Raw genomic sequence first — 18,908 nt, forward strand, 5'->3', positions numbered from 1 at the left:
GTCAGCTGTCGGCCGGGTCGAACAGGCCGGTCTGCCGCGCATCCACCTTGCCGGCCCGTGCGCCGGCAGGCCGGCCGGCTTCCTGGCGAGCCTGCGGCAGGTTCTCGACGTTCAGGCTGTAGTCGTCGTGCCCCCACTCGCACTTCTGCAGCACCATCTTCGGAATCTTCTTCACCGTCAGGTTCGGGAAGCGGTTGGCGATGGCCTCGGCACTCAAGCGGAATGCGCCGCAACACACCAGCAGCGTGCGCTTCGGGCCGACCTCATCGGACAAGGCCTGCAAGGCCTCGGCACTGAGTGTCTGCGTCGTGACGTAGATGAAATCGGTCTCGGTGCTGTGGCCGTGCTGCCAGTAGGCATCGGCGCTCGGCGCGTAGGTGAAGCCCTCGAGCTTGGCCACGGCCGCTGCCAGCATCTCGGCGTTGTATTCGCGGTTGATCACCCACTGGCCGAAGCGATCCTGCTGCAACAGGCTTGGCGCCAGGCGGTAGTAACGGAAACCTCCGCCGCCCTTCCAGCCGGTGCTCTCGGTGACGCCGCCCGCGTCATCGCCGTCGATCACCTTCTTCAGCCGCGGGATGATGTGGGTGTGGCAGTGCTCGCCCAGTTCCACCATGATCCAGCGGCGGCCCATCTTGTGGGCGACGGCGCCGGTTGTGCCGGAGCCGGCAAAGGAGTCGAGAACCAAATCGCCGGGGTTGCTGGCGATATGAAGAATTCGGTGAATCAGCCTCTCCGGCTTTGGCGTATCGAATGCATTCTCGCGGCCGAAAATCTCGTGAATCTCTTTCTTTGCCTCGTCGTTGTGGCCAACCTCCTCGTGCGGCCACCATGTCGACGGCACCAAGCCGTCGACCTCAGACAGGTAGCGAATAAAGCGCGGCACGCCATCGCCATCTTGGCCAAACCAGAAACGACCCTCCTTTCGCAGGCGCAGGTACTCTGCTTCTAGAGTTGCCCAGTGTCGCCCCTCGGGCGGAAAGTGCTCCCGCCCGCTCGGGCCGACGATCTTGTACATCTGGTTCGGGCGAAAGCCAGCACCTGTGAACGAGATCGATTGCCATGCTCCTCTTGGATCGTTGTTCGGGTTGCGGTACGGTGCCTTTGTCTTGGCATCTAGGTCGAGGCGATTTCGAGTTGCCTTGAATCGTTCGACATCACGCGCGTAGACAAGGATATGGTCGTGCGCGTTTCCGAATGCGGAGTTGTTGTCGCGCGCATAACGCTTCTGCCAAACGCAATTGGCAACAAAGGTCTTGCGACCGAAGACTTCGTCGCACAGGACTCGCAAGTAGTGCGCTTCGTTGTCGTCAATAGTGATCCATAGTGAACCATCATCCGACATGAGTCGCTTGATGATCTCCAACCGATCACGCATGAGGCCGAGCCATATCGAGTGCTCCAAGCCGTCGTCATAGTGCGTGAAAGCACTTCCGGTGTTGTACGGAGGGTCGATGAATACGCACTTCACCTGGCCAGCGAACTCCTGCTCCAAGGCTTTGAGCGCCAGCAGGTTGTCGCCGAAGATCAGGCGGTTGTCGAAGATGTCGTGGTCGGTCACCCGCTGCGCAGCGTGGTGGCTGCGGGCCGGGTCTTCGAGCAGAACACGCGGCTCCAGCTTCGGGCGCGCGTCCTTGCCGATCCAGGTCAGTTCCAGCCGCTGCTTTTGGCTCATGCGCCGGCGCCCGGCTGGGAGACGGCCTTCTTGGCCGATGAATCGAACACCTCGTCGTTGATGGGCGAGCGCAGGCGGTCGTTGTTCAGCAGTTTCAGCAACAGGTCCATGGTTTCTTCTTCGACGACGATCTTGCCGCCTTCGATCTTGAGGTTCCAGCCCTCATCGCGACACACGCGCATCAGGCGCTCGATGTAGGTGGGGCTGCTGTAATAGCCGGCGTTCTTGATCGCCGCCAGCTTGCGCAGGTGGTGCTGGTTCTCGCCTACGTAGGCCCGGATGGGTTCCACGTCGCTCAGAAATGCCATCGACGCGAACTCTTCCAACAGTTCGCGGCTCTTGGCCTTCATGCCCTCGCGGAAGTTCATCGACGACTCGAAGGCCGACTTGCTGGCGATGAAGGTGGTGCCCGCGAAGACGAAGAAATCGAAGCGCGGGTCGATCATGAAGACCTCTTCGTCTTCGACATCGACGAGCTTCTGATCCTGGAAGTACAGCGTCTTGGTCCTGACAGCCTTGCGCGGGCTGTTCAGCGTGTTGATCTTGCTCCACGCGTAGAGGTGTTCGCCGTCCTTCTCGAACAGCACCACGTAGGCAAACGAGCCCAGCAACTCGGCGTGGCTCTTGGCGCGCGGGTTGTCGAAGCCCTGGCCGATGGCGTCACGAACCTTCGTGAAGTCGGTGGTGTCGGCATCCAGGGTCAGCAGTGATTCGCCGGGGTCGGCGTTGCTGAAATCGTAGGGCTCCAGGCGGAACTCCCGGTCCTGCACCTGCGCCTTCACGTAGCGCTTCAGCCGCCGCTCCAGCTTCTTGTCGATGCTGACCCGCAGCACGTTGTAGACAAACGGGGCCTGCGCCGGCTTGCGGTGCACCACCCAGAAGCTGGTGGCCCAAGGCGCCAGGTCTGTCGCCTTCAGCTTCTTGAGCCGTTGGGCTTCTTTACCGCTCATGCTCACTCCCTGCCTCACCTGCGGTTTCGGGCTCGGCCGCCACATAAAGGTAATGGGCCAGCCGCTCGAACGTGTATGTGCCACCTATTTTCAACGGAATGCGCGTGATCACCATCGCCTGCAATTCCGTGGTGCCGCGTTTGAAGGTGGCGTCGATCAGCATGTAGCCCGCCATCGCCAGCACGGGGTTGACCAGCACCGTCTGCGTGCGGTAGGCAATCACGAACATCATGCCCATGAAGATCAACAGGCTGGCCACGGTGGGCCAGTCGGCGAGGTCGATGCGCACCACGGAAAGCACATAGGGAATGGTGTAGCCGAACATCTCGCCCGACTTGTTGGCGGCCTTGCTCACCTGCACCTGCAGGCCCTCGCGAACGCTGCTCATGGTTCGCAATACCACCACGCAACTCAAGACCGCCATCACCAGAAGCCCGCCGAACCACCAGGGGTTCTTGGGCACCGGCAGGTTGCCGCTGACGTCCAGGTCTTTGATGGCCAAGATCAGCAGCAGCGGCGCATAGGCACTGATGAACACCACCAACGCCACCCAGGGGCGCAGCCGCAGCGACGGATCCGGCGTGCTCATTGCATGGCCCACTCGCAGCGCAGCAGTGTCTGGGTGCTCACCTGTTGCTCGAGCTGCAGTTCCAGTGCGTCGATGAGCCCGTCGCGTTTGGCCTGGATTTCGTCCTGCCGCGCAAACAGTTCACGGCGGCGCCTGTCGCGGGCCGCCTCCAGGTCGCGCTGCTCACGCTGCACGGCCAGCTTTTCCGCCAGCGTCGCCGCGCCCTTGCTGCGCGTGCGCACCTCCTTGATGCGCCGCTGCAGGTCAGCCAGTTGTTGCTCGAGGCTGGCGCGCTGGTCGTCGGCCCAGGCGTCCAGTTTTTCGGTCTCGGCCGTGAAGAGCTTCAGGTTGCGCGCCTCCACGGCCCCCAGGACCTGGGCCTGCTGGCGCGACAGTTCGGCCGTCAGTGCTTCAGTGAGGGTGGAGTCCTGGGACAGGCACGGTTCGGCCGCGCCGGGCAGCGCCAGGAGCCGATCTGCGACATCCGGTTCCAGCACCGTGCCGCCAACCGTGGCGGCCACCAGAAGGTGCTCTTCGGCGCTGCCCAGGGACTCCACACGCAGGCACTGCACCACGCAGTGCCCCTGCTCACCACGCAGCGATTCCAGCACCGACACCTTGGCGTTGTAGGCCGCGTAGTCCAGCTGAAGGCGCCGCGGCAACAGGGAGGCCCGCTTGGCAAGGTCGATCAGGTGCTGTGCCAGCGGATGCTGCAGGCGGTAGACATGGGCTTCTTCGCTGCGGCGCGGCAATTCATAGCGCCCGAGCGGGATTGCTGCCTCGGTGCCAGCGATGCCCGACTGGCTTGCATCGCCCACCGGCTGGCCCGGCAAGGCGTGCAAGGTGAACCCGTTGCCCTCCGGGTCGAACTGCGCGTGGCTGCCGAGCATGCCGCGGGTCAGGCGCATCAGCAGCCGTTCCATGCGACCCAACGCCGCCGTCGCGTCGGCCTGGGCCACCTTCAGGCGCTCCTGCACCTCTTCGTCGAAGTTCTCCAGCAGCGCGCGCCGCGCGCCGAGCATCGCATCGCTGATCTCGCCGGCCAGGTCCAGCTGCAACTGCTCGAATGCGGTGTGAATCTCGTTGGGGTGGCGGCAGTTCTGGTAGATGTCGGCGATGCGGCGTTCGAAGTCCACGCCTGACTCCAGCGCACCGAGCACCTCGTCGCTGGCGCCGAACACGCCGTCGAAGAGCTTGAACTTCTGGTCCAGCAGCTGGAAGACACGGCGGTCGGCTTCGTTGTCGCGGTTGACGAAGTTCACCACCACCACGTCGTGCTTCTGGCCGTAGCGGTGGCAGCGGCCGATGCGTTGCTCGATGCGTTGCGGGTTCCACGGCAGGTCGTAGTTGATGACCAGCGAGCAGAACTGCAGGTTGATGCCCTCGGCGCCCGCCTCGGTGGCGATCATGATCTTGCCGTTGTCGCGGAAGTGGTCCACCAGTGCAGCGCGGGTGTCTGCTGCACGCGAGCCGGTGATGCGGCTGGTGCCGCGGTGCTGCTCCACCCACTCGGCATGCAGGCGGCGCGCCAGCGGGTCGCTGTTGCTGCCGTTGAAGAGCACCACCCCGACGGCGTGTTCGGTTTGCCCCAACAGGGCAAGCAGGTAGTCCTGTGTCCGGCGCGACTCGGTGAAGATGATGGCCTTCTGCGCTGCGCCCAGCTCTTTCAGCCGGCCGAAGGCCACGTCGAGCGCTTTCAGCAAGGCCTGGCCCTTGGCGTTGTCGGTGATCGACAAGGCCAGGTCGCGAAACCCTTCGAGATCGGCAATCTCGGCTTGGACGGCGGCGCGCTCCTGAACCGTCTTGGCACGTTCGGCTGCGATGCCGGCATCTTCTGCCGCTTCAGAGGCTGCTGTTTCGTCGGCTGTCTCGTCCAGGCTTTCGTAGTCGGCGTCGAGCGCTTCGCTCAGGGTCTCGGACTGCGGTGCCGCCAGCTGGTCGTGCAGAGATTCCTGCAGCCGGCGGATGAGGGTGTCGAGCGCCCCGCCAATGGCGAATGAACTGGATGCCAGCAGCTTGCGCAACACCAGGGTGATGAGCTGCCGCTGAGCGTTGGGCAGGGCGTAGAGGCGGTCACGCTGCAGGTACTCGGAGACCAGTTCGTACAGGCGCACCTCGTCGGCGCCGGGCTTGAATTCCTCGAGCAGCGGAATGCGCCGCGTGTACTTGACATAGGCCTCGACCTGCCGGCGCAGGGTGCGTTTGCAGACCGGCCCGATGCGGTGCTTCAGCGCTGCGAAGCTGGCTTCGTCCCGCAACGCGCCGAACTGTTGGCGGAAGCTGTCCAGATCACCGAACACGCGGTCGTCGATGAAGCTGACGAGCCCGTACAGTTCCAGCAGCGTGTTCTGCAGCGGTGTGGCCGTGAGCAGAACCTTGCGCGATGCCGCGAGTGCATCGCGCAACAGGTTGGCAGTCTTGTTTTCAGGCTTGTAGACGTTGCGCAGCCGGTGCGCTTCGTCAATGACCACCAGGTCCCAAGGCACCGCGGCCAGCTCGCGCGCCTTGCCTGCCGCGAACTGGTAGGAGCAGATGACGATGCTCGCGGCGCCCGGGCCGTTGCCATCACGGCCTGCCGCGACATCGAACGGGTTGGTGCAACCTTCCTTCAAGGCCAGGCGGAATGAGCGGGACTCCAGGATCACGGCCGGCAAGGCGAACTTGTCGGCCAGTTCCTGGTGCCACTGCTTGCGCAGGTTTGCGGGGGCAATGATCAGCAGCCGGCGTCGGCGCTCGGCCCACCGCTGTGCCAGCAACAGGCCCGCCTCGATGGTCTTTCCAAGGCCCACTTCGTCAGCCAGGATCACGCCCTTGGACAAAGGGTTGCCGGCGGCAAAAAGCGCAGCGTCCACCTGGTGCGGATTCAGATCGACCTGGGCGTCGAAGAGCGCGCCCGCCATGCGATCCATCGAGCCCGCCGCGCCGCGCAGCGTGAGCCGATGCGCGAAATAGGCGAGTTGATGGGGGCTGTAGGTCATGGCGTCAGGTGTTTCCAGTTTGATTGTCGGCGCTGGGCCGTCAGCACCAGATCGTCAACAACATCGAGGTGTCGATCGACCATGCCGCGGCGTCTGCTGCCGACTGAATGGACCGAAGCAGCATACTGTATAAAACATCAGCCGTGCGGCATTGCGGGTCGCGCCGCGCTGAAGAACGACCGGCCTTGCAGGGTGCGGGCTTTCAGTGCCGAAACCCCCCTCTCATTGGCTGCATTCCGGGCCGCTCCGCGCGGACGTGCCGCCTACCCTTCCGGTCACCCGCTCCAAAGAGCACCGCCCTCAGTCGATGACCCAGGGATGCGCCCATGATCTCCGCTTCGCACAACGCCCCCGACGCCGGTGCCCACGGCAGTTCGCCCGGCGAGCACGCAGACACCGTCGAGACGCGGCTTTTCCTCGACGAGCACGAGTGGCTGTATGGCCTGCTACGCAGTGACGACAACACGTCGCCCACCTTCCGCTTCCCGGACCTGATCAGCGCCTGCGTGTCGCTGGTCTTCGAGGCGGACGACGCGCCCGGTCGCATCTTCGGCTTCCTCGGCACCCACCTCGTGTTGCGCGCACCGAACACGCCGCGCCGGCGCGAGTCGATGTGGCGTCCGCAGTACGAGCTGCTGCAGGCCGTGCAGCGCTCGCCGGCCAACCGGCACCCGAACCCCAAGTTCCAGCTCGACCAGCTGACCACCGCCTGTGTGGCCCTCGCCCGCCAGATCGACGACGCCGACACGCGCGTGCTGCGCCAGGCCCGGCTGAACATGGCCGATCGCTCGTCCCGATGGCGACTGCCACGCCCCGGGTGATGCGGTCCTCGCGCGCGAACGCGCCGACTCGCTGAACACCGTGCCGGCCCCGAAGCCGGCCCACCCGAACCCGACCCTCGCTGGCATCGCCAGCCTTGCCTCGCGGCCTGCTGGCCAGCGAGCGTGCCGACCTGTCTTCGGAGCTGTGATGTCCGCCACTCTGCCCACCCCGCTGCCTTGCGCCTCGTCCGCCTCGCGGCCGGCTTTGGCGCGTGTCGTGCAGTGGGCTGCGCTCGGGTTCGTGGCGCTCGGAGCCCTGCCGGCGCGGGCCTGCTGGGAACAGGCGGCGCAGCGCTACGGCGTCGCCGCCGAACTGCTCTATGCGATCGCCCGCGTCGAGTCGAACCTCAATCCGCGCGCAGTCAACCGGTCCCACGTCGCGCGCACCGGCTCCTACGACATCGGCCTCATGCAGATCAACAGCTCGCACCTGCCGCGGCTGGCCCGCCACGGCATCGCAGAAGCGCACCTGTTCGACCCCTGCACCAACATTCAGGTCGGCGCCTGGCTGCTCGCGGACACGTTCTCGCGTCATGGCGCGACGTGGAACGGGGTTGGAGCCTACAACGCCGCCTGCTCGCAGCTGAAGGGCTCACGGTGCGTCGAAGCCCGGTCGCGCTACGCCTGGCTGGTCTTCCGCAAGCTGCCGGCGGCCGCGGGGGTCAGGCCGTGAAGCGCCCCGCCATTAGCTCGCTGCTGGCGTGGATTGCGCTTGGCGTGGCCGCCTGCGGTTCGATGGAACTGGCTGGACCCAATCCCTCGATGTCACCGGCAACTGCGGCGGCTGGCATGGGCGCAGCACGCATCGCGCAGTCCGGCTTCGGTCGCGACGCCCGCTTCGCGATGTGCCAGCCGCCGGCCTGCCCCCGGCCAAGCGCCAAGTCACTCCCCGCGCCCGCGTCAACGCCCGTCGCCGTGGTGCCGACGCCTGCGCGCGTGCCCATCGCGCAAGATGCGTTGCCGCTGACGCCGACGGCTTCGCGCACGTCACCTCAAGCTGCGCCGTCCGAGGTGATCGAAGACCCGCCGCCGCTGCGCGTTGTCGTGCACTTCGGCTTCGGTCGCTCGGACCTCGATGTCGCGGGCCGCGATGCACTTGACCTCGCGGCCGCACAGCCGCTGCCAGTTCGCCGTGTGTTGATCGCAGGGCGTACCGACAGCGTCGGGCCCGCTGCATCGAATCAGGCTCTGGCGCAGGCCCGCGCCGAGGCGGTGCAGCGCTACCTGACGGCGCGCCACTCGCACGTGCTGGCTGCCGCCGAAGTGCGCGTGCAGTCGCAAGGTGCGTGCTGCTACGCCGCCGCCAACGACAGCGCTTCGGGCCGGGCAGCCAACCGGCGTGTCGAGGTCATCTTCGAACGTGACGGAGGCGCGTTGTGAGCCCGAGGGTGCGCTCCTGCGGCGCAGTCCGGCCCGCGTGGCGCTGGTCCAGCTGCCGGGCACCGCCGGCCGGCGCCCGCACGCCCAAGCCAGCACGTCATCCGCCAACCCGCGTTCCTCTTTCCACGCTCAACCGATGAGGTTTCCATGACCACCACCACCCTTGCCGTTCCCCCGCTCACCCGCCGCGCAGCACGCCGGCCGTGGACCATCGCTGCCCTGCTGTGCCTGATCGCACTCGGCCTGGGCATCGCCTTCCCCGGCCATGCGCTGGACCTGGTCGCCTTCACCGGCATCACCGGCCCGCTGACTTCCGCGCTCACCGCCATCGCCAGCCTCGGCCCCGGCATCAAGGCGCTGGTCGGCTTCGTGGGCTTCGTCGTCGCGCTGATCTCGCTGGCGGCTCTGCGCAACTTCGGGCCGGTGCTGTTCTACGTCGGCCTGGCGATCTTCGCCGCCGTCGGCCTGGTGATCGCCGGCGCGATCATGGGCGCGGTTGTTTGAGCCGCCGCGGCCCGCCCTGCACGCACCGCCCGGAGGCTCCATGCACGCCGACACCTACATCCCGCGGCGCCTCGACGACCAGTGGAAGATCGGCTTCTGGGATGTCGACGTCGCCGCGCCCGCGCTGCTGGGCCTGTTCATGGGCTACATGTCGGGCTCGAAGCTCTCGTTCGCGCTGTGCTTCGCCGCCGGGCTGTTCACCTCGCGCTGGATCGCCCGCATCAAGGCCGACAAGCACCCGGCCTTCGCGATCCACTGGCTCTACTGGCACCTGCCGACCAGCCCGCTGACCGCGATGCGCGCGACCCCGCCCTCGCACATCCGCCGCATGGTCGGCTGACAGCCGGAGCGCGCCCACCATGGACTTCGAACGGCTCAGCGGCGACCTGAAGGAACTGCGGTGCCGCAACCGCACGCTCGGCGCGGCCGTCGGCCTGCTAGCGGCCGGCCATCTGCTGGCGCTGGCCGTGGTGCTGAACCTGCTGGGTGCCGTGCGCACGGTGGTCGTGCCGCCGTCGATCAACAAGTCGTTCTGGGTCACGCGCGACAAGGCCAGCGGCGAGTACCTGGAACAGATGGGCAGCTTCGTCGCCTGGTTGGTGCTCGACGTGACACCCGCATCCATCGACTGGAAGAAAGACATCCTGCTCGGCTACGTCGAGCCCGAACAGCACGGCGGTCTGAAGACCCGGCAGGAGCTCGAGGCGGCGCGGCTCAAGCGCATCAACGCCAGCACTGCGTTCGCGCCGCAGCAGCTGGTGCCCAGCGAGGAAGGCCAGTCGGTGGTGGTGCGCGGCCGGCTGCGCACGCTGGTCAACGGCGTCGAAACCGCGAACGACCTGAAGGCCTACCTCGTGGAGTTCAGCTACGCCGGCGGCCGCGTGCATCTCAAGACCTTCAAGGAGCTTCCCCATGCCGCCTCGTAGTCTCACGGGCGCGCGGAGACACGTCTCGGCTGCGCTGATCGCGCTGGTCTGCACTCCCGCAAGCCACGCGCTGCAGATCGTCGAAGCGCGCGACGGTGTGGCGGTGGAAGCGATCCTCTCGATCAAGGAGCCGACGCGCATCCGCATCGAGGGTGCGCCGATCACCGATGTCTTCGGCAACATCCACTCCAGCTCTTGCGGCGGCATGCCCGCTGGTACGTCCGGCTCGCCCGGCTCACCGGTGGCACCACTCTCACCGGTGGTCAACCCCGCCGGCGAGATCGTCGTCGAGTGCGACCGCGACAAGGGCGAGATCTACGTGCGGCCCGTCGCCACCGCCAGCGATGGCAGCGCCGCCGCGGCCAAGCCGGTCAACCTGTTCATCTCGTCGGCGCACGCCACCTACACGCTGATCCTGCGCCGGGCCGACACGCCGGCCGACACCATCCTGATCCGCGACCGCAGCGCCCCTCCCGCCGCGGCTGGCCCGTCGAGTACGTCGGCGCACCACGTGCGCGCCATGAAAGCGCTGCTGGTGGCGATGGCGTCGGACCGCGTGCCACCGGACCTGCGTGTGGACGAACTCAACCAGCCGGTGCAACTGTGGGCCGAGGTGCGCTTCGCGCTGATGCGCCGCTACGAAGGCCGCGGCCTGAGCGGCGAGAAGTACCTGCTGCAGAACATCGGCGCGGCCGTGATGGTGCTCGCCGAACAGGAGTTCGACCGCCCCGACAGCAAGGCCGGCGGCCAGGTGCTGGGTGTCGCGGTCGAGCACCACCAGCTGCGGCCCGGCGAGAGCACCAGCGTCTACGTGATCCGCCGCGGAGGCGAACGATGAACCTGCCCGTACCGATGCGCTCGCTCGTCGAGCGCCTAACGCCCCGGCAGCGCCAATACGCCATGCTCGGCGCGATCCTGCTGGGCGGCGTCGGCCTGCTGTGGCTGGTCTTCGCTTTCGCCGAAAGCGCGCCCTCGGGCCAGGCAGGCAAGGCCAGCGGCGGCACGCCCGGCCCGGTCACCAACATCGGCGTGATGCCGCCCGGCCAGCAGGTCAACCCGGTGGATCAGTGGGTCGGCACGGCCGGCAGCAAGCTCGCGCAGTACGAGAGCGAGCGCGAGGAGCAGGGCCGGCTGAACAAGGATCGCCAGGCCTTCGAGGCGCGCACGATGCAGCGCTTCGCCGAACTCGAGCAGCGGTTGACCGCGACCACGCAGGCGGTGCAGCCGCCCGTGCCGGCGCCCGTTCCGAGTCCGGCTGCGGCAGCACCGCCGCTGCCGCCGCCTTCGGCCCTGCCTCCGCCGCCCCCTGCGCCACGCGGGCCGGCTGCAGGGGCGGTACCGGCGATGCCGCCCGGCGTCCCGCCGGCACCGCTCTCTTCGGCGCTGCCTCTTCAGGCACCGGCCGCGCCGGTCCTGATGCGCATCGCGGTGGCCGATCGCGCTGCCACCAGCGCGCAGCCTCCTGCGACCGCGGACGCACGCACGGTGTCGACCTTCCTGCCCGTGAGCTTCACGCGCGGCACGCTGCTCGGCGGCCTGGACGCGCCCACCGGCGGCCAGTCGCAATCGAATCCCCACCCGGTGCTGATCCGCCTCTCGGACAACTCGGTGCTGCCCAACCGCTTCCGCGGCGAGTACCGCGACTGTTTCGTGATCGCGGCGGGCTATGGCGACATCAGCTCCGAACGCGCTTACCTGCGCACCGAGAACCTTTCCTGCGTACGTGCCGATGGCGCGGCGCTGGAGGTTCGCATCCAGGGCAGCGTGTACGGCGAAGACGGCAAGGTCGGCATGCGCGGCCGTCTGGTCACCAAGCAGGGGCAGATGCTGGCCAACGCGCTGCTGGCCGGCGTGGTCAGCGGCATCGGCCAGGGGCTGGCCACCTCGTCAACCAGCTATAGCACGTCGGCGCTGGGCACGATTGCCACCGCCTCGGGCGCCGATGCCTACCGCGCCGGCCTGGGCACCGGCGTCGGGCGCGCGCTCGACCGGCTGGCGCAGTACTACATCAAGCTCGCCGAGAACACCTTTCCGGTGATCGAGGTCGATGCCGGCCGCGAGATCGACGTCGTGATCACCAAGGGCGTGCGCATCGACCTGCCCCCGTCCGGCGCCGAGCAGCGCTCCGGAGCGAACCCGCCTTCAACCACCCGCAGCCCGGAGGCCGACGACGATGGCTCCTACTGACCCGCTCCGCCGCAGGCCGCTGGCCCGGCCCGCAACACTCGCAATGCTGAGCTTCGCGCTGCTGTCGCCGCTGCCTGCAGCCGTGGCGGCTGGCCCGAGTGACGACGAGGCCCGACTGCTCGCCTCACTACGCAAGGCCCATCCCGGCACGCGCTTCACCGAGGTCGCGCGTTCGCCCGTGCCCGGCGTCTACGAGGTCTGGATGAACGGCAACGTGGCCTTCGTCGCCGCCCGCGACCCGCGCTACTTCATCTTCGGTCGCCTCTTCGACACGCGCACGATGACCGACCTGACCGGGCCGCGCCTGCTGGCCGCTGCCCGCGCCGAACCGGCGGCGACCGAGTCCCCTTCGGCGGCAACCATCGCTTTCGGCTCGCTGCCCGTCGCGGACGCGATCACGACGGTGCGCGGCAACGGCCGCCGCCAGCTCGCGGTCTTCAGCGACCCCGGCTGCAGCTTTTGCCGCCGGCTCGAACCCGAACTCGATGGCCTCGATGACGTCACGATCCACACCTTCCTTCTGCCCTTCCAGGGCATGGCGCGACCCGTCGCGATCTGGTGCGCGCCAGATCGCGCACAGGCATGGCGACAGGCGATGCACGACGGCGTTGCGCCAGCTGCGGCATCAGCGTCCTCCTGCGAGCACCCGGTCGACCGCAACCTCGCACTCGCCCGCCAGTTGGGCGTCAACGGAACGCCGACCCTGTTCTGGGCAGACGGGACGCGCACCGAAGGTTTCGTCACCCGGCCGGTGATCGAGGACCGTCTGGCGCGCACTTCGCCAGAGGCCAGGCCATGAACGCGCACCACATCGGCCGCCTTGCGGCCGCGCTCGGCAGCGCGGTGTCGCTCGCGGGCTGCATGAGCCTGTCCGGCCTGAGCGGCAACTCCAGCTATGCCTGCAAGGCTCCGGACGGCGTCACCTGCCAGTCCGTGTCCGGAACCTATGCCAACGCGGTAGCGAACAACCTGCCAGCACAGCGGGCTCGCGCGACGCCGGCCGCTACGCCCGACTTGACACCCCCTGCGGCGGCAGCAAGCACACCGACCGCGCGCAACGCACCGGCCGACGCCGCGCAGGTGCTCCCGTTGCGCTCCGCACCGCGCATCCTGCGGCTTTGGTTCAAGCCCTGGGAGGACGCCGACCGCGATCTCTACGACCAGGGCTATGTGTACGTGCAGGTCGACGGCGGCCGTTGGCTCGTCGACCACGCCCAGCGGGCGATCCGCGAAGCCTACGCACCCGTGCGTGCACCCGCCGGACGCGCAGCCGCGGACCCCGCACCCCGAGCGCCCGCCACGGGTGTGCAGCGTCCGCCCGGTCTCGACCAGTTGATCCCTGGCCTGCGGCCCGCCGCGCCTGCCACTGGCGACAACCCCGACTGAGGCCGCGATGAACGCCCGCCTGCCCCATGTCGAACGCGCCGGCCTCGCGGACTGGCTGCCCTTCGGCGCGGAGGCCGACTCGCCCGCCGAACAGTTCGCCGCCTGGCTGCCCTACTCGGCCTACCTGGCCGACGAGAAGCTGTTCGTCAATCGCGACGGCCTCGGCTTCCTGCTCGAGCTGATGCCGCAGTCCGGTGCCGACGAACGCATGGCCGAGGTGCTGGTGTCGCTCTACGCGACTTGCCCGCCCGGCACCGGGGTTCAGTTCCACCTGTTCGCCTCGCCGCACATCCGCGAGCAGTTGTGCCGCTATGCCAACCTGCGCGTCGAGGACAGCGATCAGGCCGAGAAGGCCAAGCACTGGGGCCGGCCAGCGCGCAACGACAACCTCTTCCACCGTCTGGCACGCCAGCGCGTCGGCCATCTGCTGGGCGGCGCCCAGCGGTCGCTGACGTCGGGCTTCCACTACACGATCCGCGACTTCCGGCTGATGATGAGCGTGGCATTGCCCGGCGATGCCGGTCAGCTCAACCGCCGCGACGAACTGGTGGCGCTGCGCGAGTCGATGGCTTCGACGCTGCGCTCGGCCTCGCTGCCGAACCGCGTGTGCGACGCTGCCGACCTGATCAACTGGTGCGCGCTGTTCACCAACCCGGACCGCATCTCGCAGGCTGACGCTCCGAACCTGCACTACGACGACGGCCGCGAGATCCGCGACCAGATCGTCGACTTCGACACCATCCAGGATCCGCAGCCCGGCGGCCTGACCCTGTGGAAGGAAGGCAGCGAGCACCGGCTCGAAGCCCGCTTCTATTCAATCAAGTCCTTTCCCGAGCGCTTCGCACTCTGGCAGATGGGCTCTCTGATCGGCGACCTGATGCAGCCCGCGCTGCAGTACAGCGCACCCTTCCTGCTGACGATGGGCGTACACGTGCTCGACCCGAACGTCACCAAGTCAGTGGTCACGGCCAACCATGTGCGCGCGACGCAGAACGCACGCAGCAAGATGGCCGAGGTGATGCCCGACGTGGGCAAGAAGCTGCAGGACTGGACCGCGGCGGCCAACGCGATCGACGTCGGCAGCAACCTGGTGAGCCTGTACCACCAGCTCGCGATCTTCTCGCCACCCGGCAAGTCAGTCGCCGCGCAGGAGACCGCAAACGCGATCTGGCGCGGCCGCGGCTTCCAGCTCAACGCGGATGTCTACATGCACCGACAGGCGCTGCTGGCCAGCCTGCCGATGACGCTGTCCGAGCGCTTTCACCGCGACCTGGCCAAGATGCGCCGCGTGTCGCGCAAGACGATGGCCAATGCCATCCACCTGGCGCCGCTGATCGCCGAGTGGCGCGGCACGCGCACGCCGGCCCTGGTCTTCGGCGGCCGGCGCGGCCAGCTGATGACGCTGGACATCTTCGACAACGACCTCGGCAACTACAACTTCGCGATCATCGGCGCGCCGGGCTCGGGAAAGTCGGTGCTGATGAACGAGATGGCCTGGTCCTACCGCGCCATCGACGCCAAGGTCTGGATGCTGGACCTCGGACGTTCGTTCGAGAAGCTGTGCCGCAAGGCCAAGGGCACCTACATCGAGTTCAAGCCCGATGTCGCCATCTGTCTGAACCCCTTCACCCACATCGTCGACATCAACGAAGACATCGACATGCTGGTGCCGGCCATCTCGAAGATGGCCTCGATGTCGCGGCCACTGGACGAAGTTCAGTACAAGGCCATCTCGGCGATGGTGCTCAAGCTGTTCCGCGCGCACGGCAACGAGCTGACCGTCACCGCGCTGCGCGACGCCTTCAAGGCCGGAACGATCGAGGAACTGGGCGTGCGCGAGGATCCGCGCATCAAGGACCTGGCGATCATGCTTAACCCCTATGCACGGGGCGGGCAGTACGAGCGCTTCTTCGAGGGCCGCAACAGCATCGACTTCGAGAACGACTTCGTCGTCATCGAGAACGAGGAGCTGAAGCGCCGGCCCGACCTGCACGCGGTGGTCAACATCCTGCTGCTGCACCAGATCACCGGCGAGATGTACCTGACGCGCAACCGGCGCAAGGTGCTCTTCATCGACGAGTTGAAGCAGCAGCTGGGCGACATCGGCGCCGACGATCCGGTCAAGGCCGCCGTCGTCGAAGAGGCCGCGCGGCGCGCCCGCAAGTACGGCGGCTCGCTCGGCACCGCGACGCAGAGCGCCGACGACTACTACGGCTCGGCGCAGATGGAAGCGGCCTTCAACTGCTCGGACTGGGTGTTCCTGCTGCGCCAGAAACCCGAGTCCATTGAGATGCTCGACCGCCAGGGGCGGCTGTCGATGGACGAGCCGAAGAAGCGGCTGCTGAATTCGCTGCGCACCGAGCCCGGTGTGTTCTCGGAGGTCTACATCTCGTCGCCCGTCGGCGAGGGCGTGGCGCGCAACATCCTCGATCCGGCGACTCACCTGCTGTTCTCGAACAAGCTCGAAGACAACGCACCAATCGACGAACTGCGCGCACAGGGCCTGTCGATCGACGAGGCGATCGCGGAACTGCTGCGTCGCCGGGGGCATGTGTCGTGAGCCCTGGCGCGAAGTCGCTTCTGCTGAACGCGGGCATGGCCTGCGCGATCGTGCTCGGCACGCTGGCCGCCTACGACCGCGTCGTAGTCCGACCGGCGCAGCTGATCGGCGTGGTCGATGTCGCCGAGGTCTACCGGCAGAAGGAAGCCGAGTTCACGCTGATCCTCACGCGCGCCGCGAGCGACGGCGAGCGCGAACAGGCGATGCGCATGGCGCGCAGCTTCGCGCAGCGCCTGCCGCTGGCGCTGGAGGAACTACCGCGCGACTGCGGCTGCCTCGTCGTGCTGAAGACCGCTGTCGCGGCGCCCGCGCCGCGGACCGTCGACCTGACGGCGCATCTGCGCCGCAAGGTGGAGGCGCCATGACCCGGCGCATCGACCGCCTCCGCATCGGCGCCCGCGATTTCGGCGCCCACCTGCGCCAGCGCTGGTACCTGTACCTGCCAGTCTTTGCGATCTGGGGCTTCGCCTACACGCGCCTGTTCATCGACCCCACGCCGCGGCTGCCGGTGCTCTTCAACTGGACACCGAGCCTGCCCTGCCGGGTGGCGCTGCTGCAGTACGGCCCGAACGCGCTCAAGCGCGGCGACTACGTGGTGTTCGCCTTCGACGGCGAAGCCCAGGCGCGCTATCCGGGTCTGCGTGGCCAGCCATTCTTCAAGATCGTGCGCGGCCTGCCCGGTGACCGCATCACAGTGGAAGGCCGCGCCGTCGCGATCAACGGCGAGATCGTCGGCCGGGCCAAGACCCACACCCACGACCGGCAAGCGCTCGAGCCGATCCTTGCCGCCGTGATTCCAGCCGGCCACTACTACGTGCAGGGCACCAGTCCGGATTCCTTCGACTCGCGCTACCGGGCCAGCGGCCTCGTGCGCGCGGACCAAGTGCTCGGCACCGTGATCCCTCTGTTCTGACGAGGCACGGCGATGCAACACGCTCGACACCTTGCCGCCACCCTGTTGGCCGTGTTCGCTCTCGCAGCGGCTGGACTCGGTTCTGTACGCGCTCAAACCTCACCCGCACAGCCAGGTACTCCCGGGACCGGCGAGATGCCGATCGAGGACTACCTGGCACTGCTGGCGCGCATCGCGCCGGCCGCTCATGACGGTGCGCGTGCGTACCAGCAGGCCTGGTTGCAGCGCTGCGGCCGTTCGTTGACGACCGCGGAACTGCGCGTGGCGATGGCGGTGGTAGACGGCAACCCGGTGCTGATGGGCATGATCCGAGCGAGCCATCTGCGCGACGCCGCGGCGCTCGCCAGCCTCACGGCCCAGATCGATTGCACGCGGGGGGCGCGATGAGCCGGGCCACCACGTCGTTGCTGGTTGCGGCCTTGTTGATCGTCTGTGGCAAGGCCAGCGCAGTCGATCTCGGCGCCATCGGTCCGACCTACGAGATCGCCGAGCCGCACCTGCTGGCCTTCATCGAGCAGCGGCTGCGCGAGAAAGAACGCAGCGGCGAGTTGCAGCGGCTCGCGGAGGCGGCACGGGCGCGCGGCATCGACACCGTGCGCCAGCCGCCGCCGGTCGAAGGCCTGCGGACCACCGAGCGCCCGCGCACCTTCTACGTCGATCCGAGCTTCACGCTCGACCGCAACATCACCGACCCGCAAGGCCGCCTGATGTTCGCCGCCGGCACGCGCAAGAACCCGCTCGAGGTCGTGTCGCTGTCGCGCCACCTGCTGTTCTTCGACGCCCGCGATCCGCGGCAGGTGAAACACGCGCGCGAGCTGAGCGGTCGCTTCGCGGGCCGCATCAAGCCGATCCTGACGGGAGGCTCCTACCTCGACCTGATGAAGGCCTGGCGCGTGCCCGTGTACTACGACCAGTCCGGCACCCTCACGCGCCGCTTCGGCATCCGCCAGGTGCCGGCCCTGGTCTCGCAGGACGGACTGCGCCTGCGCATCGACGAACTGGGGCTGCCATGAACATCGGCCGATACCTGCGTGCCTGCGCCGCGATGCTGGCCGCCGCACTAGCAACCGGCCCCGGGCTGGCCGGCGACAGCCTGACCTGCACCGGCCGGTTCCCGAACCCCATCACCGATATCTGCTGGAGCTGCATCCTGCCGATCACGCTGGGCGGTACCACGCTGGCCAACCTCGACGGGCAGGAAGACATCGCCAATCCTTCCAGCCCCGTCTGCAGTTGCGGCGTGAACCCGACGGTCGGCCTGTCGATCGGCTTCTGGGAGCCCGCCCGCCATGTCGAGGCCGTGCGCAAGCCCTTCTGTCTGGCGTCGCTCGGCGGCGTCGACCTGGATCCCGGCATCGATGCGCCGACTGCCGCGCGCTTCACGCGGCCCGAGGGCGACGGTGACGGCGGCAGCTTCTACCAGGCGCACTTCTACATGAACCCGGTGCTGTACTGGCTGGAGGTCGTGACGGATTTTCCGTGCCTGGAACGCGGCTCGTTCGATCTCGCGTACCTCACCGAAGTCGACCCGCTGTGGAACGACGACGAACTGACACTCATCCTCAACCCGGAGGCGGTGCTGTTCGCCAATCCGGTGGCGGTGGCGGCCTGCGCGGCCGACTGCGTCGCGGCGACCGTCGGCTTCGGCATGCCCGAGCTGTTCTGGTGTGCCGGCTGCCAGGGCGGCCTCTATCCGCTCGACGGCCACGTGCCTTACCACCTGGGCGGCGTGCGCACGGCGGCGCTGATCGCCCAGCGCCTGACCGCCAAGATGCACCGCGAACTGTTGGCCTGGGGCTGGCACGGGAGAGCCGGGCTCTGCGGCCCCTACTTCCTGCCGGCGATGGACAAGACCGCCTACAAGACCCAGCTGACCTACCCGGTGGCGAACACCGCCAAGGACGGTGGGCGTTGCTGCCAGCCCTTCGGCCGCAGCACCATCGTCTGGGGCGCCGGCAAGGAGTACCCGGTGCGCGGCGAGGACTTCGCCTTCATGTTGTTCCGCAAGAGGAACTGCTGTGTGGGCTACTGAATTCCCTCGCCTCGCCGCACGCGTGGCC

General features: G+C 67.7%; 20 protein-coding genes. 16 read left to right on the forward strand and 4 right to left on the reverse strand.

The features are described 5' to 3' along the window. Position 1: 1 nt before the first annotated feature. The 4 genes from QZV97_RS01825 to QZV97_RS01840 are packed head-to-tail and all read right to left on the reverse strand — an operon-like array spanning position 2 to position 6,171. The gene (locus QZV97_RS01825; RefSeq protein WP_295637419.1) at positions 2 to 1,675 is read right to left on the reverse strand and encodes a site-specific DNA-methyltransferase; all 1,674 of its coding nucleotides are present in this window, start codon (positions 1,673 to 1,675) and stop codon (positions 2 to 4) included. Then, on the reverse strand, positions 1,672 to 2,625 hold the full coding sequence (locus QZV97_RS01830) for a Kiwa anti-phage protein KwaB-like domain-containing protein (RefSeq protein WP_295637422.1): 954 nt from the start codon (positions 2,623 to 2,625) through the stop codon (positions 1,672 to 1,674). The genes QZV97_RS01825 and QZV97_RS01830 overlap by 4 nt, the downstream gene beginning before the upstream one ends. Further along, positions 2,615 to 3,214 (reverse strand): hypothetical protein, encoded by a 600-nt coding sequence (locus QZV97_RS01835; protein WP_295637425.1) that lies wholly within the window; start codon positions 3,212 to 3,214, stop codon positions 2,615 to 2,617. The genes QZV97_RS01830 and QZV97_RS01835 overlap by 11 nt, the downstream gene beginning before the upstream one ends. Further along, positions 3,211 to 6,171: an SNF2-related protein gene (locus QZV97_RS01840; RefSeq protein WP_366558875.1), complete on the reverse strand. Its 2,961-nt coding sequence runs from the start codon at positions 6,169 to 6,171 to the stop codon at positions 3,211 to 3,213. Before QZV97_RS01840 ends, QZV97_RS01835 begins: the two co-directional genes overlap by 4 nt. Positions 6,172 to 6,497: 326 nt before the next feature. Here QZV97_RS01840 and QZV97_RS01845 point away from each other — a divergent pair, with 326 nt between their 5' ends. The 16 genes from QZV97_RS01845 (at position 6,498) to QZV97_RS01920 (ending at position 18,880) form a co-directional block, all read left to right on the forward strand. Further along, positions 6,498 to 6,992 carry a hypothetical protein gene (locus QZV97_RS01845; protein WP_295637429.1) on the forward strand — a complete coding sequence of 165 codons (495 nt, stop codon included), beginning with the start codon at positions 6,498 to 6,500 and terminating at the stop codon, positions 6,990 to 6,992. Positions 6,993 to 7,140: 148 nt separating this feature from the next. Beyond that, complete coding sequence (locus tag QZV97_RS01850; RefSeq protein WP_295637432.1) at positions 7,141 to 7,665, forward strand: lytic transglycosylase domain-containing protein; 525 nt, start codon at positions 7,141 to 7,143, stop codon at positions 7,663 to 7,665. Further along, on the forward strand, positions 7,662 to 8,372 hold the full coding sequence (locus QZV97_RS01855) for an OmpA family protein (RefSeq protein WP_295637435.1): 711 nt from the start codon (positions 7,662 to 7,664) through the stop codon (positions 8,370 to 8,372). Before QZV97_RS01850 ends, QZV97_RS01855 begins: the two co-directional genes overlap by 4 nt. Before the next feature lie 147 nt (positions 8,373 to 8,519). After that, positions 8,520 to 8,876: a hypothetical protein gene (locus QZV97_RS01860; protein WP_295637437.1), complete on the forward strand. Its 357-nt coding sequence runs from the start codon at positions 8,520 to 8,522 to the stop codon at positions 8,874 to 8,876. Positions 8,877 to 8,916: 40 nt separating this feature from the next. Next, positions 8,917 to 9,216, forward strand: a complete 300-nt coding sequence (traL, locus tag QZV97_RS01865; protein ID WP_112184186.1) for a type IV conjugative transfer system protein TraL — start codon at positions 8,917 to 8,919, stop codon at positions 9,214 to 9,216. A gap of 19 nt (positions 9,217 to 9,235) precedes the next feature. Continuing rightward, complete coding sequence (gene traE, locus QZV97_RS01870) at positions 9,236 to 9,802, forward strand: type IV conjugative transfer system protein TraE (protein ID WP_295637442.1); 567 nt, start codon at positions 9,236 to 9,238, stop codon at positions 9,800 to 9,802. Continuing rightward, positions 9,789 to 10,640 (forward strand): type-F conjugative transfer system secretin TraK, encoded by an 852-nt coding sequence (locus tag QZV97_RS01875; protein ID WP_295637445.1) that lies wholly within the window; start codon positions 9,789 to 9,791, stop codon positions 10,638 to 10,640. Before traE ends, QZV97_RS01875 begins: the two co-directional genes overlap by 14 nt. Then, complete coding sequence (locus QZV97_RS01880; protein ID WP_295637448.1) at positions 10,637 to 11,989, forward strand: TraB/VirB10 family protein; 1,353 nt, start codon at positions 10,637 to 10,639, stop codon at positions 11,987 to 11,989. The genes QZV97_RS01875 and QZV97_RS01880 overlap by 4 nt, the downstream gene beginning before the upstream one ends. Before the next feature lie 43 nt (positions 11,990 to 12,032). Then, positions 12,033 to 12,788, forward strand: coding sequence for a DsbC family protein (locus QZV97_RS01885; protein ID WP_295637451.1), 756 nt, complete (start codon positions 12,033 to 12,035; stop codon positions 12,786 to 12,788). Continuing rightward, positions 12,785 to 13,375 (forward strand): TraV family lipoprotein, encoded by a 591-nt coding sequence (locus QZV97_RS01890; RefSeq protein ID WP_295637454.1) that lies wholly within the window; start codon positions 12,785 to 12,787, stop codon positions 13,373 to 13,375. Before QZV97_RS01885 ends, QZV97_RS01890 begins: the two co-directional genes overlap by 4 nt. 7 nt (positions 13,376 to 13,382) lie before the next feature. Then, positions 13,383 to 15,935 (forward strand): type IV secretion system protein TraC, encoded by a 2,553-nt coding sequence (traC, locus tag QZV97_RS01895; protein WP_295637457.1) that lies wholly within the window; start codon positions 13,383 to 13,385, stop codon positions 15,933 to 15,935. 35 nt (positions 15,936 to 15,970) lie between these two features. Next, positions 15,971 to 16,300: a hypothetical protein gene (locus QZV97_RS01900; protein WP_295637460.1), complete on the forward strand. Its 330-nt coding sequence runs from the start codon at positions 15,971 to 15,973 to the stop codon at positions 16,298 to 16,300. Then, entirely contained in the window at positions 16,297 to 16,848 is a 552-nt protein-coding gene (gene traF, locus QZV97_RS01905; protein WP_295637463.1) for a conjugative transfer signal peptidase TraF, read from the forward strand. Before QZV97_RS01900 ends, traF begins: the two co-directional genes overlap by 4 nt. A gap of 135 nt (positions 16,849 to 16,983) precedes the next feature. Further along, positions 16,984 to 17,235 (forward strand): hypothetical protein, encoded by a 252-nt coding sequence (locus QZV97_RS01910; protein WP_295637466.1) that lies wholly within the window; start codon positions 16,984 to 16,986, stop codon positions 17,233 to 17,235. After that, on the forward strand, positions 17,232 to 17,861 hold the full coding sequence (gene traW / locus QZV97_RS01915; RefSeq protein ID WP_295637469.1) for a type-F conjugative transfer system protein TraW: 630 nt from the start codon (positions 17,232 to 17,234) through the stop codon (positions 17,859 to 17,861). Before QZV97_RS01910 ends, traW begins: the two co-directional genes overlap by 4 nt. Before the next feature lie 32 nt (positions 17,862 to 17,893). Then, entirely contained in the window at positions 17,894 to 18,880 is a 987-nt protein-coding gene (locus QZV97_RS01920) for a TraU family protein (protein WP_295637630.1), read from the forward strand. Positions 18,881 to 18,908: the final 28 nt, after the last annotated feature.

The sequence above is a fragment of the uncultured Methylibium sp. genome (genome assembly GCF_902826655.1).
Taxonomy (GTDB): domain Bacteria; phylum Pseudomonadota; class Gammaproteobacteria; order Burkholderiales; family Burkholderiaceae_C; genus Methylibium.

What these genes read in the sequence shown, in the direction of transcription:
- QZV97_RS01850 (WP_295637432.1), top strand. Translation starts at nt 7,141, where the DNA reads ATGTCCGCCACTCTGCCCACCCCGCTGCCTTGCGCCTCGTCCGCCTCG.
- QZV97_RS01910 (WP_295637466.1), top strand. Translation starts at nt 16,984, where the DNA reads ATGCCGATCGAGGACTACCTGGCACTGCTGGCGCGCATCGCGCCGGCC.
- traE (WP_295637442.1), top strand. Translation starts at nt 9,236, where the DNA reads ATGGACTTCGAACGGCTCAGCGGCGACCTGAAGGAACTGCGGTGCCGC.
- QZV97_RS01900 (WP_295637460.1), top strand. Translation starts at nt 15,971, where the DNA reads ATGGCCTGCGCGATCGTGCTCGGCACGCTGGCCGCCTACGACCGCGTC.
- QZV97_RS01845 (WP_295637429.1), top strand. Translation starts at nt 6,498, where the DNA reads ATGATCTCCGCTTCGCACAACGCCCCCGACGCCGGTGCCCACGGCAGT.
- QZV97_RS01840 (WP_366558875.1), bottom strand. Translation starts at nt 6,171, where the DNA reads ATGACCTACAGCCCCCATCAACTCGCCTATTTCGCGCATCGGCTCACG.
- QZV97_RS01835 (WP_295637425.1), bottom strand. Translation starts at nt 3,214, where the DNA reads ATGAGCACGCCGGATCCGTCGCTGCGGCTGCGCCCCTGGGTGGCGTTG.
- QZV97_RS01885 (WP_295637451.1), top strand. Translation starts at nt 12,033, where the DNA reads ATGCTGAGCTTCGCGCTGCTGTCGCCGCTGCCTGCAGCCGTGGCGGCT.
- traW (WP_295637469.1), top strand. Translation starts at nt 17,232, where the DNA reads ATGAGCCGGGCCACCACGTCGTTGCTGGTTGCGGCCTTGTTGATCGTC.
- QZV97_RS01875 (WP_295637445.1), top strand. Translation starts at nt 9,789, where the DNA reads ATGCCGCCTCGTAGTCTCACGGGCGCGCGGAGACACGTCTCGGCTGCG.
- traF (WP_295637463.1), top strand. Translation starts at nt 16,297, where the DNA reads ATGACCCGGCGCATCGACCGCCTCCGCATCGGCGCCCGCGATTTCGGC.
- traL (WP_112184186.1), top strand. Translation starts at nt 8,917, where the DNA reads ATGCACGCCGACACCTACATCCCGCGGCGCCTCGACGACCAGTGGAAG.
- QZV97_RS01890 (WP_295637454.1), top strand. Translation starts at nt 12,785, where the DNA reads ATGAACGCGCACCACATCGGCCGCCTTGCGGCCGCGCTCGGCAGCGCG.
- QZV97_RS01825 (WP_295637419.1), bottom strand. Translation starts at nt 1,675, where the DNA reads ATGAGCCAAAAGCAGCGGCTGGAACTGACCTGGATCGGCAAGGACGCG.
- traC (WP_295637457.1), top strand. Translation starts at nt 13,383, where the DNA reads ATGAACGCCCGCCTGCCCCATGTCGAACGCGCCGGCCTCGCGGACTGG.
- QZV97_RS01860 (WP_295637437.1), top strand. Translation starts at nt 8,520, where the DNA reads ATGACCACCACCACCCTTGCCGTTCCCCCGCTCACCCGCCGCGCAGCA.
- QZV97_RS01880 (WP_295637448.1), top strand. Translation starts at nt 10,637, where the DNA reads ATGAACCTGCCCGTACCGATGCGCTCGCTCGTCGAGCGCCTAACGCCC.
- QZV97_RS01830 (WP_295637422.1), bottom strand. Translation starts at nt 2,625, where the DNA reads ATGAGCGGTAAAGAAGCCCAACGGCTCAAGAAGCTGAAGGCGACAGAC.
- QZV97_RS01920 (WP_295637630.1), top strand. Translation starts at nt 17,894, where the DNA reads ATGCTGGCCGCCGCACTAGCAACCGGCCCCGGGCTGGCCGGCGACAGC.